The organism is Candidatus Uabimicrobium amorphum, from assembly GCF_009002475.1.
Classification (GTDB): domain Bacteria; phylum Planctomycetota; class Uabimicrobiia; order Uabimicrobiales; family Uabimicrobiaceae; genus Uabimicrobium; species Uabimicrobium amorphum.
The window spans coordinates 8826786-8843909 of record NZ_AP019860.1; the positions used below are offsets into that span (position 1 = coordinate 8826786).

General features: G+C 39.3%; 10 protein-coding genes. 1 reads left to right on the forward strand and 9 read right to left on the reverse strand.

The annotated features are described in order from the left end of the window. Positions 1 to 8: 8 nt before the first annotated feature. The 9 genes from UABAM_RS31040 to UABAM_RS31080 all read right to left on the reverse strand — a co-directional run bounded on the left by UABAM_RS31040 (position 9) and on the right by UABAM_RS31080 (position 12362). A complete protein-coding gene (locus tag UABAM_RS31040; protein ID WP_173013675.1) occupies positions 9 to 1859 on the reverse strand; it encodes a protein kinase domain-containing protein in 1851 nt (616 codons plus the stop codon). Between the two features lie 20 nt (positions 1860 to 1879). Beyond that, a complete protein-coding gene (locus tag UABAM_RS31045; RefSeq protein WP_151971872.1) occupies positions 1880 to 3178 on the reverse strand; it encodes a short-chain fatty acid transporter in 1299 nt (432 codons plus the stop codon). A gap of 317 nt (positions 3179 to 3495) precedes the next feature. Further along, positions 3496 to 4470 carry a porphobilinogen synthase gene (gene hemB / locus UABAM_RS31050; RefSeq protein ID WP_151971873.1) on the reverse strand — a complete coding sequence of 325 codons (975 nt, stop codon included), beginning with the start codon at positions 4468 to 4470 and terminating at the stop codon, positions 3496 to 3498. A gap of 12 nt (positions 4471 to 4482) precedes the next feature. Beyond that, complete coding sequence (locus UABAM_RS31055; RefSeq protein ID WP_151971874.1) at positions 4483 to 5703, reverse strand: class I SAM-dependent rRNA methyltransferase; 1221 nt, start codon at positions 5701 to 5703, stop codon at positions 4483 to 4485. Positions 5704 to 5717: 14 nt separating this feature from the next. Then, entirely contained in the window at positions 5718 to 6767 is a 1050-nt protein-coding gene (locus UABAM_RS31060) for a hypothetical protein (protein WP_151971875.1), read from the reverse strand. After that, entirely contained in the window at positions 6760 to 7419 is a 660-nt protein-coding gene (locus UABAM_RS31065) for an inner membrane-spanning protein YciB (RefSeq protein WP_151971876.1), read from the reverse strand. The genes UABAM_RS31060 and UABAM_RS31065 overlap by 8 nt, the downstream gene beginning before the upstream one ends. A 3-nt stretch (positions 7420 to 7422) precedes the next feature. After that, positions 7423 to 10857: a protein kinase domain-containing protein gene (locus tag UABAM_RS31070; protein WP_151971877.1), complete on the reverse strand. Its 3435-nt coding sequence runs from the start codon at positions 10855 to 10857 to the stop codon at positions 7423 to 7425. Position 10858: 1 nt separating this feature from the next. Beyond that, positions 10859 to 11872 (reverse strand): lipopolysaccharide heptosyltransferase II, encoded by a 1014-nt coding sequence (gene waaF / locus UABAM_RS31075; protein ID WP_151971878.1) that lies wholly within the window; start codon positions 11870 to 11872, stop codon positions 10859 to 10861. Next, positions 11838 to 12362: a YceD family protein gene (locus UABAM_RS31080; protein ID WP_151971879.1), complete on the reverse strand. Its 525-nt coding sequence runs from the start codon at positions 12360 to 12362 to the stop codon at positions 11838 to 11840. The genes waaF and UABAM_RS31080 overlap by 35 nt, the downstream gene beginning before the upstream one ends. Positions 12363 to 12821: 459 nt before the next feature. On the opposite strand from UABAM_RS31080, the gene UABAM_RS31085 reads away from it, so the two are divergent. Next, positions 12822 to 17120, forward strand: a complete 4299-nt coding sequence (locus tag UABAM_RS31085; protein WP_151971880.1) for an outer membrane protein assembly factor BamB family protein — start codon at positions 12822 to 12824, stop codon at positions 17118 to 17120. Positions 17121 to 17124: the final 4 nt, after the last annotated feature.

Here is a 17124-nt window from a genome sequence, read left to right on the forward strand (position 1 = left end):
TTTTTGTCCTATTTTTTTACAGACCACGCACAAATAAAATTAAATGGTTGTTGATCTATGTTGTCGTTCCACTTCTCACCATTAATTACTTCGACATAATATTCAAAACCTTTACGATTGTTGGGCTCGCCCTCCATCCAATTTGCATATTCTAGCGGCTTGTTGTTTACCCATCGCCAGACATTATTTTCACGTCTTAGTCCAATCCAGCATCGTGCAAAACACTGACAGATATTCTTTTGCGAGTGCTGAATAAACGACTTTAAAAATTCCTGGGATTTTTCATTGTCGATCACCGCAAGTTGTCCCTGCATTTTTTTGCATGTTTCGTTGGCTTGTAACCAAGACATCTTCACATGAAAAGCCCCGTAGTAAGTACCTTCAAAAAAAGTACCGTCGACAAGCTTTGTACGAACAAACGCATCGTATTCTACTTGTTGTAACGCCTTCTGAATTTTGTCATAATCTTCGGGAAAGCGCCGCATAATAGATTTTAGAATCACCATTTGTAGCGCGATGTTTTGGTCCACATTTGCGTAGTCTTCCCACATTGTTTCGCGCAGTGTCTTTTTTGCGACATTTTTTTTGTTGTTCGCGGTAGCCTTTGCGGTTTGTTTGGTGTTTTGTACGGTTTGTTTTGTTTTTTTTGCAGTGCGCGTCTTTGACGTCACTCGCTTCGTCTGAGGAGTAGAGCCAACGGTGTAAATAATAGCACTTGTTACCACAACTATGACTCCACAAATGGCCGCAATCACATTGCTATTATATTTTTTCTTCTTCGTTACCGCAGCTTTTGCAATGCGCATGGTCTTGGCCTCTAAAAAAGTTTGGATATCTTTTATAAAGTCCGACATGCTTTGATAACGCTTATTCTTATCTTTTTCTAAACACTTTAAACAAATTCGCTCCACTACTTCGGGAATGCTACTGTGAATAGAACGCGGTGAACGCGGATATTTGTGCACGATATTGTAGAGCACTACCGGAGTATTTTTTCCCACAAAAGGTGGACGTCCGGTAATCAACTCATATAGTGTAGCACCAATACCGTAAATATCGGTGCGTTTATCCAGTTGATTCTTTTTACCTTGGGCTTGCTCTGGTGACATGTAAGATGGCGTGCCGAGAATATTTCCCGCTTCCGAAATCTTGCTATCATTGTATAGACCTTTTGCCAAACCAAAATCCGTCACATAGGTCTTGCCATCGTTACCAATCATAATGTTTTCTGGTTTTATATCACGGTGTATGACATCCTGGCTGTGCGCGTGTTCAACAACTTTAGCCACATCGCGAATGATCCGCGCAGCGCGTTTAGAGGAAATACGCCCTTCTTTTTTGATGTATTCATCTAGGGGCAGACCATCGATATAGTCCATCGTGTAATAATATTTGCCATTTTGCTCCCCCATGTCATAAACTTTTACCACTCCTGGATAGTGGAGTTTAGCAATTGATCTGGCTTCACGTTGAAAACGCTTAATGGAAACTTCATCGTTGAGGTTTGACTTCAGTACTTTCAAAGCGAGATTGCGTTTCCAATAATTATCGTAAATTAGAAATACCTCGCCAAAATTACCTTCACCAAGTTTTTTTATCGTGCGATACTTTGTGGCCTCAGGACTAGAGACACTACTTGCCATCGTTTTTGATGTAGCTGTCGCTTCTCTACGTTGTGTTATTGCTTTTTGGTATTGGCTTTTCATTTGCTGTAGTTGTTGTGGTAGCATAAAAGCCTTGTCCACAAGAATCTTCTCATAGGTATCTCCTGTGGTATTTTTGATCTCTTTTATCGCCGCGAGTTGTTCTGCACTAAGCAAATTGCAAGAAATGATTTGTTGAATTAACCACTCATCCACAGACATATTCCACCAATCTCCTAATGAAAAATATACAAAAGTGTAATAAATACAGGTATTCCTACAAGCATCACCGCCATACAATACCCCATAATGTCCTTAGCACGTAATCCGGTAATTTCGAGAAGTGCTAACGCCCAAAATGGTTGTAGTAAGTTTGTCCACTGATCGCCATAGCAAAATGCTAAGGTCGCTTTATGGGTCGAAATACCCAACTGTTGCGAACTCTGTATAACGATATCTCCCTGGACAATCCATTGACCTCCACCAGAAGGAATAAAGAAATTGGTAATTCCAGAACTGATAAAGGTATAGATGGGTAGAGTAGTGGAACTAGAGATATCCGCAAAAGCTTGTGCAATGTTTTGCGCCAGGCCGGAGTGCACCATAATTCCTTTTATACCGGCATAAAAGGGAAAGAGGAGAATGATACCCGCGCAAGCCTTTACACCGCCTTTTACCGCATGAAAATAATTATCGAGATCGCGATGCAACAAGATCCCGATAAATAAAAAACTAAAGTTGAGAATATTAAGGTCAAAGTTTTTTTGCTGTATCCATAAGTGCTGAATAATGTATACGCATCCCACAAGTCCAAGAAAAACACCCACGTAGGACTTCGCAGAAGAAATGTCGTCCTCTTCTTCTATTTGTTCACAAAACGTCACCATCTCGTCTTCATTGCGTGGTGCAAGCGCTGCGAGAAAAACAGGAATACCGATAAGCAAAATTATCGTGCATGCGATATTCAAAGGTGAGAATAAAGTGGTGTAAACAGGAACGATTCCCGTAAATTTTTCGAGAAAATGCCCTTTAGTGGCGAGAAGCAATGGAGCTGAGCCAGACAACCCTCCATGCCAAACAGCTAAACCCATATACCCTGCCGCTCCCAAAATGGGATAGTGTAATGAAATGTTTTTACGTCGTCCTTCGATCGCAACTTGCCTTGCTAAAAAAGCTCCGATAATAAGTGCCAGTCCCCAATTGATAAATCCGAAAAAAATGGAGATAAAGCTCACAACAAATGTCGCTTGTACGTTATTTTTAGGCCATCTTGCGATGTAGCGGATCATTTTCTTGACCACAGTTGTCGTCGAAAGCGCAAAGCCTGTCACGAGTATCATGCACATTTGCATAGAAAACGGTAAAAAACTCCAAAAATCTTTATACCAATACTCTAATACTTGTGTGGAAGTCGTTGGCGTAAACAAAACAGCGATGGCACACACAAAAAAAGTGATCATTGTTGCCAAGGTAAAAGGTTCGGGCATATACTTTTCGGCGAGATCACACAATTTTTTGCTGAAATTGTTTAGCATCTTTTTACCTTTAATTAGATTTTTTGTGTGTTGGTGCCCTCACCATCGAATTATGAGTTTCAGCTATGCTGAAATCTCATATTCTCATGCCTCTCCCACAGGGAGAGGCGTAACACGTCTTATTTGTTTTTATTGTTTTATTTTATGCGTGTTAAATGGGAGACAAATGATAAACGTGTTCCGTAAATCAAGTGAATTTTGTTTTTACCAAAAGAGAAGCATGAAACCTCTCCCAGTGGGAGAGGTATGAGACTTGTTGCTTTCAGCGTAGCTGAAATCTGCAAGTCGATGGTGAGGGCACCAATATGAAAACAAATTTACTTATCCCGCAAAAGTTTAGCGGCTTCCTTGGCAAAATAGGTCAAAATGATATCCGCACCTGCTCTTTTCATAGATAGCAATGTTTCCATCATCAGCGCTTCACCATCAATCCAACCTTTTTCCGCAGCCGCCTTAACCATGCTGTATTCCCCACTTACGTTGTAGCAGGCGATCGGCACATGTGTTATGGACTTCAGCTCGCGAATAATGTCTAAATATGCCAAAGCGGGCTTTACCATGAGAATATCTGCCCCTTGTTGTATATCCAACTGCGCTTCTTTTATCGCTTCACGTCGGTTGGCACAATCCATTTGATAGCTCTTACGATCACCAAATTGTGGGGGAGATTCTGCCGCATCGCGAAAAGGTCCATAAAAACTTGAAGCGTATTTGACGCTATAGCTCATAATAGGAATATGTGAAAATTTTTCCGCATCGAGAGCACTGCGAATTGCTGCCACCATGTGATCCATCATACCTGAGGGAGCGACCATGTCAGCCCCCGCTTGTGCATGGCTGACCACTTGTTTTTGTAAATATTCCAACGTGGCATCATTGTCAACACTTTGTTCACATATGATTCCACAATGTCCGTGGTCTGTGTATTCGCACATACAGACATCCGTAATGACGTATAACTCGGGGTACTTTGCCTTGAGAAAACGCACGCTTCTTTGGATAATCCCCGATTCACATATGGAATCGGAACCAACTTCATCTTTACTTTGCGGAATACCAAACAAAATGACTTGCTCAAGACCCAACGCCAACATTTCCTCAATTTCTTCCTCTAATCTATCTAGGGAAAACTGAAAAATGCCCGGCATTGAACGGATAGGGTTTTTCTTATCTTTGCCATGAACGATAAACAACGGGGTGATGAAATCGCTCATGTCTAAGTGTGTTTCACGAACCATTTTTCTCAGAATTTTATTGTTGCGTAGCCTTCTTGGGCGATGTGTTATATCCATAATAATTCATCTCTATGTACTAGGTTTTTTCGTTATCGACACAAACAATGTTTTCAAATACGAATTTTCTGGGCAAGCGGGATTTTGCGGGTGATCTTGTCCTGCGGAACGGCTATCGATAATTTTAGCCTCGCACTCGGCTTCCATCGCCGCAGCATTGATTGTTTGCATAAATTTCGGGACGGATATCATGCCTGAGCAATCGCACGTCACTAATATACCGTGGTTTGTTAGCATTTTCATCGCCGTAGCATTGATGGATTTCAACGCCATTAAGCCGTTGTGTAAACTACTTTTTGACGTAATCACTTTCGGCGGATCGAGCACAATCGTATCGAATTTTTCACCTTCTTTGTGCATTTTTTCTAAGTCATTGAATACATCTTTGTGCAAAAAGGTACAATTCGAACAGTTGTTGAGCGATGCATTCTCCTGAGCTATTTCCAAGGCAAATTTTGATGTATCTAGAAAAACAACCTCTTTGGCTTTTCCTTTTTTCGACATATATATTCCAAAAGCTCCGCTGTAACAACATGCGTCGAGAACACGTTTGTTATAGCTAAACTTCGATGCCAAAAGACGATTTTCTCTTTGGTCAATGTAAAAGCCGGTTTTTTGCCCACGCGATAAACTTACGCGAAAGTTGAGACCGTATTCATGGATCGTCATCGTTTCAGCAGGCTTATTTCCGGTAACGCTGTAATCAATTTCAGGTAACCCTTCCTGCTTACGTATACCAGAGCTATACCTTTCGACAATGGTCGGTACTTTGGTGACTTTTTGTAGTATGTCAAAAATCATGTCACGTCGTCTGTCCATACCAAAAGATGTGAGTTGTACACAAAGAACGTTGTCATAACGATCAACGGTGAGTCCAGGTAACCCATCGGCTTCACTATGTATCAAACGGTATGCGTTGGTTTTCGACGACAGAGCCAATATGTTATCTCTCAAATGTATCGCTTGAGAAATCTGGCGTTCAAAAAACTTATAATCTAATTTTTCGTGTAAATCCCAAGTGAGAAGACGCACCATAATCTGCGATTTATCGTTGTAAAAACCTTTAGCAATAAAACGACGGTCGTGATCGAAAACTTCCACGATATCGCCATTTTCAGGTTTCCCCTTGACATTCTTGACGGCTCCGGAAAATACCCACGGATGTCTATACCAAAAAGGTTTTGCTTTGCCTTTTTTGAGAAATACATTTTTGTGTTTGAAGGAAAATGACATAGGTTATCCTTTAGCTATTCTTTTGTTTTTGAGTTTCTTGACGGTCTAATCATGTTAAAATAACGCTTGATAGCCATTTTATCTTCTGGAGATAGAAACTGCTTTTGGAAATATATAGGGAGCTGTTTTAGGTTGCGGTGGAACATTTCAATATCTGAAATATCCCCCTTGTTGCTTGTTCCAACATTGGCATTTAAATCAACATCATCGCCTTTCGAGAACAAAGAGGATACTTCCTCTTTCTTGGGTTTTGCTTTGGGAAGTTGTTTGTTGTTCTTTTTGTTGTTCTTTTTGCCTTTCCCCTTACCTCCTTGTGGTGCTCCTTTCCCACCTTTTGGCGATTTCTTTTGGGGTGTTCTCTGCTTTTGTTTTTGCTTATGTTTTTGTTTTTGTTTGTTGGAATTTTTTTGTTGCTGTTTTTTGCGTTGTTGCTTCTTTTTCTGTTGTTTTTTCTGCTTTTGTTTTTGTTTCTGCTTTTGCTTTTGTTTGTCAGGACTTTTCTGTTTTTGATGTTTCGCGTTTTTCTGCGCTATTTTTTTTGCATTTGCAAAAGGAATAGATGGTGAAGTAAAAATCATCCACACCGCCGCAAGCCAAATAGCTACTAAAATAATTTGCCTAACAAAACTATTGGTTATTGTTGTCGAGGGATAACGCTGCCACTGATTGCGTTTATCATGTACATGTTGCGCTATGTACTGTAGTACCAAATCATCGCGATTGTGCACAAATTCATAACAATACAATAATTGTTGTTCCATATCCGCTTCATTATCTATTTTGCTCACAATTTCGCGCATAGACGGTCGATGAAAAATTACTTGCCAAATAGCGTAAACAACCGCCGTAATCACAACCATTGCTGCAAAGTAAATAATTGCATTCTTAGGATAAATAACATGCGCAATTCCTAAGACTTCTACATAACCAAAACTCACAACAACTCCAAGGGCTAAAAGCCCCATCGTAACAATAATGCTACTCATATCTTTCACAAAACGATGAAAAATATAGCGATAAAAACAACGGCGCAATATGCGGTGTAATTCCTTTTCTTTACTCACGACTTTTTCCTTCGCGTATCTGCTTTGCTAAGTTTTGTTGATACTGCAAAAAAGCATACTGACTTTCCATCTTTTCATGATAGCGTTTCGCTTTAAACCGCGAATACATAAATTCAAACGCAAAAAACACAAAAAACATCAAGTAAAAAAGTATACCTTTTACAAAAAACCATGCGTCTTTACTTAAATACAAAGCCGCATACACCGTTAAAAGAGTGTGAATTAGGAAGAATATACCAATGCGTAGGTTTAATCCCTTGAAGTAGAGACTGTGAAAAGTGGTGATGGTCTGTCCCTTGAGTTGTCTCTCCGCCATAATCGCCATAAACGGCTTACCAATAAATGACGAAAATAAAAATATAATTGCAAAAATTCCTTCAAAAATGGCGGGTTTTAATAAGATAAGAGTGGCACTTTCCGTCACCCAACTAATCACCCCCATAATGACGATGAGAACTGCACTCCATACAGCAAAGGGTTCCAAACGTTTTTCACGATAATAAACCCAAGCCACCTCAATAAACGATAGCACAACGGCAGCGATAATACCCGCTTGTAGTCCGTAGTACTTTTCTATGAGCCAAAAACCCAAAAGGGGAATCATCGAATATAAAATGTTGAACATTGCGTTTGAACCAGATTGTTGTTTCATATTTTATTCCCGATGAAAGCGTTTTGCGATTAGCTTCGATTGACAATGCGGACAACGAATTTTTTTACCGACGACAGAAGCGGGTAGCTTTAAGTTTTTACTGCATTTAGGACAGCGAAAGCGGAAATTAGTGGGAATTTCATTTCCGTCCCACCAAATCTGTATCACGTCAATGTCTTCCTTTTCTGCTTTCTGTTTTTCTAAACGCTCATGTTCTTCAGCTATTTTTAAATGCCATTCGCGGATGTACATCATAGATTGCTTGTGGGCATTTTGTGCATAAGACACTTTGTCTTGCCATATTTTCTGCTCTTCGTCCGAAAGATCTGGGGGTGTTCCATAATAAGGTAATTGTTGCAACTCTTTGAAGTGCTTAACAAGAATTCTTTCTAACTGTTTGCGCACTTCATCCACCGCAATGCGTTTTTCGGAATCATTATTCATCATATCGTAAATTAAGTCACTTATGGCATCTACGACCGGGACATTTTTTATCTCATCAACTATTTTTGGCTTCTGAGACAGGATAATTTGACTCATGATCGCAGAAATATTCTTGCCCTGCACCGGAGGTTTACCCGTAAGCATCGTGTAGGTTACCGCAGCGAGTTGATAAATATCGCAATTGCAGGTCAAAAGTTTAGAAGGCGAAAACTGCTCAGGGGCGGCATAAATCATTGAACCAGCAAATTCTCCTTTTACAGCAATTTCCTCTGCGGTCATCGGGCGATAACGTTGCTTCAGATTATCTGCACGTTGCAATTCTTGTTCAACGAGTTTACGCAATTGTGACTTTAGTTCCGTGATTTGTTCAGACAAACTTTCGAACGTTTTGCCGTCTCTGGGGTAGGATAAGTTTTTAATTTTTTCTTGTAGCTTTTGCAAACGCGATTCGCATTGCTCTTTTTCCGTACTGATGTGCAAAAACTCCTTATCCACGAGTTTTAAAAGCCTACGCCGTTCTTCGTTGAGTTTTGATCCCGCTTCATCCACGGTAATTGCCAGTCCAAAGTCACCTAGTTTAGGAACCATTTCCTCGGACATCAATATGTTTTGCGGTTTAATATCGCGATGTATAATACCACGGTTTTTTAGAAACTGTAGCGTAAGCACCATGGCATAAAGAACATTGAAGGCCACCGCAGGCGAAAGTCTATTGTGTGGAAAACGTTTGCTAAACTGTTCGATATTTCCTTGGGCAGCGTACTCCATCATCAAATAATAACCCACGCGCTCTTGGTCTGCGTTGGAGTCCGTTGAAGAGGCGAGAAAACTTCCTTCTTGAATCATTCCAATAATATACTGACGAATATTTTTTTCCTCTGCCAGTTTTGACAATAATCGCGACTCGTAAATCAATGCTTCTTCACGGCCTTCAAAAGCCACTTTTACAACAACGACATGATCCTTAGGCATTTCGGCATAGACACCCTCTTTGCCATCTTTGGTTTTGCGTATGCGTAAGTGCTCACCAAAATAGTCGCGCGCCCAATGGTTTTCAGGGCGGAGAAAAATGATGGTAATATCATTTTTCGTTGTCAATTTTAAAACCGTCGCCATTCCACCGTGGTCAAGACGCTCAATGTGGTAATCTCCTTGAAAAAAGTCTTTTACGTTAGAGATTCCCTCTTGTTGTTTGTGATATTCTTGAAGAGCTAGTAGGTTGATGACAAAACGTCTCTTGAGCTTTTCATCTATTTTTTTATTGAGTTCAAAGTGTTTGCCTTGCTCTAAATTATTTTCTCTAATTAGCTTGAGCCACGCGGCAGCTTGATAGCGATTGTTAAAATTCACCACAATCTCGGTTGTGGTTTCTACTTCTGGTTGTTCTTCATTATCTTGCTGTTTGCGCTGTGATAACTTTCGAATATTCTCTCCCGCCTGTTCGTCGACGTTTAACCAGTTGTCATCTTCGACGATTTTGACTTCTTCATCTCCTCCCTCACTACTAGATTCACTTTCTTCCATATCTGGCTGTCCATCGTCTTTTAAACTGATGATTGTATCCAGTATACTAAAAAGCGATGTTCGCGATTGCGATTGGCTGTGCTTTGTGTCTACAGAATCTGTAATTTGGGTGAAAAATGTTTTGTGTATGGTAGAGTATTTAGGAAGTTTCTTTAAACCGTTATTAATCTGATCATCGAAATAGTTATAGTAGCGAAATATCTTCGCCGTTTCTAAGTCAACCACTAGTTGTAAAACTTGTTCATCTTCTGTTCGTTCAATAATCCAGCACTCACGGCGAATAATTTTTTGTAAGTAGTTCTCAATGTGATCCCAATGGTTCTTATCAAAATTTAATGTAAACTTTTCCAGAGCCTTACCGTTTTCAAGGATTTGTCTTGTGTCGGTAATCCATTCTAGTGATTTGGATATCACTTCAGGAAACTCTGTTTCATCGGAGAATTTCTCTCCAGGTAAAAATTCGTCCTGTTTGCCAAGCTCTATTTTCGCAAAGTCTTGCAATGTAGAAACGGATTTTTTCGCCAGTTTATCGAGCTTAAAGTTTTCGAGATCTTCGAGGTAATCGTCTTGTTCTTCATCATGATCCATGGTAATGGAGATGTCATGATCCTCTTTTTCATCGCGATCATCCTTCTCGTCATCGCGAACGATCTGTTCCATGGCGAAGGTAATATTTTTCTTCACCAGTTCATTGTTATCTGTAAAAACTTGACGTGCTTTGCGTATATCATGGAGTAGATCCATCAAGGTGTCATAACGTTCGTTTTTTTCCTTGGCGAGGGTTTTTGTCAAAATGCGATCTATTTCTGAAGGAATTCCAGGTATCGGAGGGCACGTTTTTTCCAGGTGTTGTTTTTTTACATTGCGAAATTTACCGCGAAAAGGAACATTACCTGTTAGTGTTTCATAAAACATAATACCCAAACTATACATATCACTTCGGTGAGTACACCGCTTTCCTCTGCAGTGTTCTGGAGACAAGTAATAAGAAGAAGAAGCTGGTAAACAAAAATCAACGATCGTCAAATTTTCATCGTTGAGAAATATGTTACTCGGTTTTAGGTTTTTATGCGCAACATTGAAGTTATACACTGCCTGTAAAGCGAGAGTTAATTTTTCCATCCAGATAGTTGTTTGCACAGGCGAAATACCATTTTTAATGGCTTCTTCGAGAGAGACCCCTTCCGCATACTCGCGAAACATGTATGGAAAAGGCTCTTCAGAAAAACGATATATACTTGCAATACTCGGATGGGAAACCTCGTTGATGATATCGATATTTTTACGAAACGACTTTAAAAACTTTTTCGTTAGAGAAATATCATCTTTAAAGAGTTTCAATACACAAAGACCTAAACTTTTGTGTTGTACAACATATACCGAACCTAGTTTACTTTTACCTATGTGCCCCACTAACTCACAGTTTCCGATGGTTTTCAGGACAATTTCAGCTCTTTCTTGTGTTGACATTTTATAATCCTAGCTCAGGAATTATTTGATCTGGTTTTATTGTGCGTAAGCACTCTAAGTTAGATTTAGATGAACAAGTTTTTTGATAGTAACATTTACAGACACCTTTATTTTGCATCACAACATGCTGCTGTCCGTAAGGACGTATTCTTTCAGGATCTGTAGGGCCAAACAACGCGATTGTTTTGGTATTTAACGCCGCAGCAAGGTGCATGGGGCCCGAATCATTGGTAATGACAATACGTGCTTGTTTAATGATATGAGCAAGTTCAACTAAAGATGTTTCGCCTGTGGTATTCACACATTTTTCTTTGTCGTTGATACCATCCATGACTTGTTGGCTAATTTGCTTTTCGTTTGGCGAACCAACAAGAACAACGGGTATATCGTATTTTTCATGCATTAAGTTAATGAGTTCTGCAAAATATTGTGGTGGCCAACGCTTTGAAGACCAACGCGCTCCAGGTACAATTACCGCATAGTCATTAGGCAAAGCGGTATCCCATTTTTGTTGTAAACTCGTTTCAATATTTAAAGGAAACGTCATTTTGCAATCATCTACATCAATCGCTTTCGCGATGAGCTTGTAACGATCTATCGCATGCACAACATCTGCAGGAGTTTCTACTTTTTGTGTATAGCCTAAATGTGCGAGTTCCCTCGCGTTGCTGAAGCCCACGCGATGTTTGCAACCAGAGAGCAAAGTAATGACTCCACTGCGCAATAATCCTTGAAAATCGAGAACCATGTCAAATTTTTCTGCGCGGATTTGTCGTAAAAACTTCACTATTTCACCGAAATATCGAAAGAATCTGAGACCACCCCATTTTTTGCGCTCAAAAATAAAAATCTTGTCAACGACCGGAGTGTACTCCAGTAGATTTTTGAAAGGTCGAGACACCACCCAGGAAATTTCGGCATTATACTTGTCTTTTATGGCTTTTGCGATCGGAATAGTATGTATTATATCGCCTAGAGCACTAGGTTTTACGATCAGAATTTTTTTTGTTGTCATTTAAAAATTCCATGAATGGGTTATATTTTTTATTGTCTTTGTCGCAGTTACATGTGGATTCGTTTAGGTTTGCTCCACAAGAAACACATAAACCTTTGCAATTTTCGCTACACAATACCTTCATTGGTGTTTCGAGAACAATAGTATCGCGAATGGCGTCGCTTAAATCGATCACATTATTGCGATAGTAAAGGATTCCCAACTCATCGGCATCTAAATCCTGAAACTCTTCTTCTGAATTTTTTTTGTATGGTTGGTAGAACAAATCCATATGCGCGTCAATCTCTAAATCAAAGGTACTCAGACAACGATGGCATTCTTCACAAAGCGTACATACCACATTTGCTTTGATGAAAACATCATTGCCACTTCGCATTGCTTTTCCCGAAACATCTATGTCCTCTTTGCATGGTAAGTCTAGGGTTTTGCTGGGTACTTTTTGTGCAAATTCATATCCCGAAATAGAAACATCACTTACCGTTAGTTGCATTTTTTTATACCTCAAAACAATCGTAAACTAAGCATTATACGTAATATTAATGTAGTATGAAAAATATTGATTTATGGGCAATTCTGTTTTCTTGCCGATAGTAGACAAATTTTTAGCATATAATAACGTGTATGACAAAAAAATGCAATGTTTTCTGAGTGTCTTTACACGATAACAAATTTTTATTGAATAAGGTGTGTGCGTGAAAGTCTATTATACTAGCGAACGTTCGATTTGCCTATGTTGGAAAAATTTGCCGACATTGGAATCACCAATGTCTACGTGTGGAAATTTATTGAATAATGCGCTTTGTTGCACTATAATTTTCATACAGGACAAGGATACCAGACAAATTGTATAAAGATACACCTTATATTTGAGTTATATGCTCTTGTCAAGAATATTGTTTGTTTGGTAACAATAAATATCCACGAAGCCTATTTTCTACAGGAATTTCTTATGCCTACAATAAATACAAAAAATATTATTGCCTTTTTACTTTTTAGCTTTAGCTTGAGTTTTGTAAACGCTCAAAGAGAATTTCTTGTTCCCGCGAATGGAGATATCGAGCAAATACAAAAAATGATGGGAGAAGCAAAAGAAGCGACACAGGCAAAAAATTGGGAAAAAGCAGCGGAAAAATACCAAAAAATTATGGCTGCACACAACGAAGCCTCCTCGAATAAAAAAGATATCCTTGTAGAGTATGAAAAAAATCTTTATCGCAATGTACAGGATATTGTACGTGAAAACATACGACAGTTTTCACCACAGGCACTCGACTTATACCGCAATATGGTTTCGGCAAAGGCAGAAGCACTTGCAAAAACCAAAGATAAAAAATTTTTAATCGACAACTTCCTATTCACACGTATCGGTACGGAATCTCTTATTCGGGTATGCGACGAATACATTATCGAAGAAAAATACCAAGAAGCCATTCGCTATATTTTTATGTATTTAAACTATATCGCGAAAGAAACATCGCAAAATCCTCCCATACTTGCCCGTCTGGCTTTTTGCTATTATGCTACCGATAACGTTTTAGGCTTAAAAGATATTTTAGATACCATCAAAAAATATTCTCTAAACAATGAGATTATGATAGGAGACAAGAAAACGAGTATAGGGAAGTACACAAGAGATCTATACAAAAAACTCAAGAAAAAAGGTTCACGAACTGTCAAAGACAACGATTGGCGACTAGTAGGGGGAAATGTTCAACGTAATTTCCAGCAACAAAACATGACTTTTCCCACATTAAAAATGCCCAAAAGTATTATGTTGAACATCGCACCACGTGAAAAAGACTCCTCATACTATATCAATGAACAAAATAGACAAAAACATGGTCCGGTTCAGTACTACCCGATTATTGCCGACAACATGCTGTTTATCAACAACAGCAAATCGGTTTTTGCCTACGAACTACCGTCACTAAAATTGAAATGGAAGTATGAAGGACTCATACCAAAGATAAGAAGTGACTGGCACGAACAATCCATACACTCCATCTCCTATCACGACGGAGCCGTGTACGCAAATGTGGAAGGACATACCGATCAAAAAAAGCAGTATTGGCAAATATACCTAATACGCAAAATACTCGCGGAAAGAAGATTGGTAAAACTAGATGCCCGTACCGGACGCGTTATGTGGATTGTCAAAGAAGGGGATAAAAAAGACGAATTTGAAAGTAAGATTAGTTTTATGGGCCCACCTGTTGTATGGCAAAACAAACTTATTGTCGCCGCAACAGAAATAGAAGGTCTATTCAACAGCTATATTTTGGCCATAGACCCCGAAACAGGAAAGACATTGTGGAGTAAGCTAGTCGGTTCTGCGCACCAAGAGCTAAACTTGTTTGGTAGACCCGTACGCGAAGCAGTTGGTGGAAGAATTGCCATATCGAATGGAAAGATATACTACCTAACAAACTTAGGGGGTGTTGCCTGTCTCGATCCCGAAAACGGTCGTCTATCTTGGGTACATATCTACGACCGTATACCAGTTCGTAAACCAACGAGAGCATTATTTCATACAATATACCGCGATATTGGTTGGTACTTATCTCCGATTGTGACATGGGGGAAATATATTTACGTTGCACCACTGGATGCCAACTTCCTATATTGCCTAGATGCATGGAATGGTAAGCGCATATGGCGAATACCACGTAGTCACCAACATAGATACGTGCTGGGTATGTATGACGGCAACTTGATTGTCGGTGGGCAAAACAATGTAACACTTCTCGATGGGAAAACCGGAAAAACCAAAAAATACTTTTCGATCCTACGCGACAAAGTAGTGGGCTTTGGTTCCATAGTTAGTAATAAACTATATTGTCCTGGTCTTTTTTACCTGTATACCGTTGATCTCAAAGCACAAACGGTACAAAAAACTTCATGGCCGCGTCTGAGTTCTCCTGGTCATCTTGTCGCAGCAAATGGTTTAGTTGCTACCGTCTCAGAAACGCGCATTTGTGCATATTTCGACTTCAAAAAAATGATTGGCATGTACGAAAATAAGATACGTCAAAACCCTAAAGACACCATGCTTTATATTAAACTTGCCGATCTATACCAACAATATTCCGAGAACAAGCGCGACTACTTAATTAAAGCAGAAAAGTACTACCTACAAGCGCAAAAACTGGCCGAAAATGAGCAGGGTCGCGAAAAGTTATACTGGACAAGAGAAATAAACGAAAAGCTACTGGGCGTTTATCGCAAAATAGCCGAATATTTAGAAAAATACAAAGATGATAGGGTTTTTGAATACTACAAAAAAATTATTAAATTTACCGATGACAAATACATCACCATCCCTCTGTATTTGAAGTTATTTAATCACTACAAAAACAAAAATGAACAACAAAAAGCTTTCGAAACATTACAAGAACTCAAAGAAAAATATGGAAGAGAGCGCTTTAATATTTCGTATAAGAAAACTCTTGTCGAACTTTATGTTACGGTAACCGCAGCAGAATACTATACCCAACTTCGCAAGTATCCTAAAGCCGTAAGTGAGTATCAAAAGCTCATTTTACAATACCACACGGAAAAATACGAAGGAAGTTTTTGCAACGATTACGGCTACGCAAAAATTAAACAACTCATTGAGATGCTTGGTCGCAAAATCTACGCGGAATATGAGGTAAAAGCAAAAGAGTTATATGCCCAAGGACACAACGCAGCCTATTGGAGTATTTTTACAAAATACCCCAACAGTACCTTGGCACCGCAAGCATCTATCGAAATTGTCAAAAATTTACTCGACAAAAGTCTTTTTGACCGCGCAATCATACATCTCAACAACCATATAAAAAAATACCGTAAAAGTACCAAAGAGCTAGCCCAAGCCTACTACTGGTTGGTTTATTGTTACGAAAAGAAAGAGCAATTTGTTGCTGCTTTTTCGGTATTACACAACATGCGCAAAAAATTTGCCGGTATTACGATAGAAATTGACGAAAAATCGATCGCGATACAAGGTTTTGTTGATAAGCGTTTGAAAAACGAAATGTACAATGGTATCAATAAAAACCCCATGCCATCCGTGGATATCAACTTCAACAATTTTATAAAAAGAGAAATTCGCCTCAAGGTAAACAATCGTTCTCATCGGTTTATCCAGGCAAAAGGCCCCAGAAAAAATAAGTTTAGAAATTTAATATTTATCTCCGTAGATACCCCAAAAGGTATGATGCTACAATGCTATGATGCAAAAACATATCGCATTGTTTGGCAATCCCAATTGGGATGGCCCATACGCGGGGTGGAATTTATCGAAGACAAAATGGTGGTGTGGAATGACAGCAGTGTTTACCTGGTAACTCCTGAAAATGGAAAAGTTGTTTGGCAGGTGAACACAACAAGACTCACCAATTTACATGTGGCAAACAATACGATTTATACGGTGAGCGGTGATCGGCTACGTTGCGTTATCAGTGCAAGGGATTTTCGTTCAGGAAACGTGCGTTGGGAACAAACAATAGAGTCTCCTGTCACCGTAGAATGGTTACCAGAAACCTTGGTGAGCAAAGACTACTTTTTCGCCAGCTTTGTTCGCCCAGCACAAATGTTTGTCATTGATGTAAAAACGGGTAAAAGAGTCAAAGTTTTTACCGACCGCCGTATACACGAAACTCTATATTTTTATCCTGTGCTACTCAACAACAACTTTTTAGCCGTAGTAAAACGTCGCAAGTCAATAGAATGTTATTCCTTGCCAACACTTAAAAGAATTTGGGAAGTAAAAGAAACAGACATTGAACTCGCGAGTATAAAAGGAAACGACCAGTACATTTCTTGGGCAACACGCGACAGTCTTGTGCTTACCGATATCGTTTCCGGCGGACAAAAATGGAAACTAAACAAAAACAATCGCAACTATATACAAAAAGCACTTTTTGACTTCAGCAACTTTTATTTTGTGTACGAAGATAAAATCACTGGTTATACGCTATCGTGTGTGGACACAGATAGCAATACGTTAATGTGGCAGTTACCTATCCGCCGCAGTAACGAAATACCGGAAATAGAAATCACGCAAAAATACGTACTATGTCTAACAAATCGTTGGTCTGTTGGTTACGAATCCAACTTCACTGTTATCGATAAAAGTAACGGAAAATTGCTGAAAAAATTCGAGTTAAACAATGGTGATCGTGGTCGTGAGTCCGCCAGTCTACAAATTGTAAATAATGAAATTTGGCTACTGAAAGATCGCAACATCTGGATAATAGGAAGATAGCAGC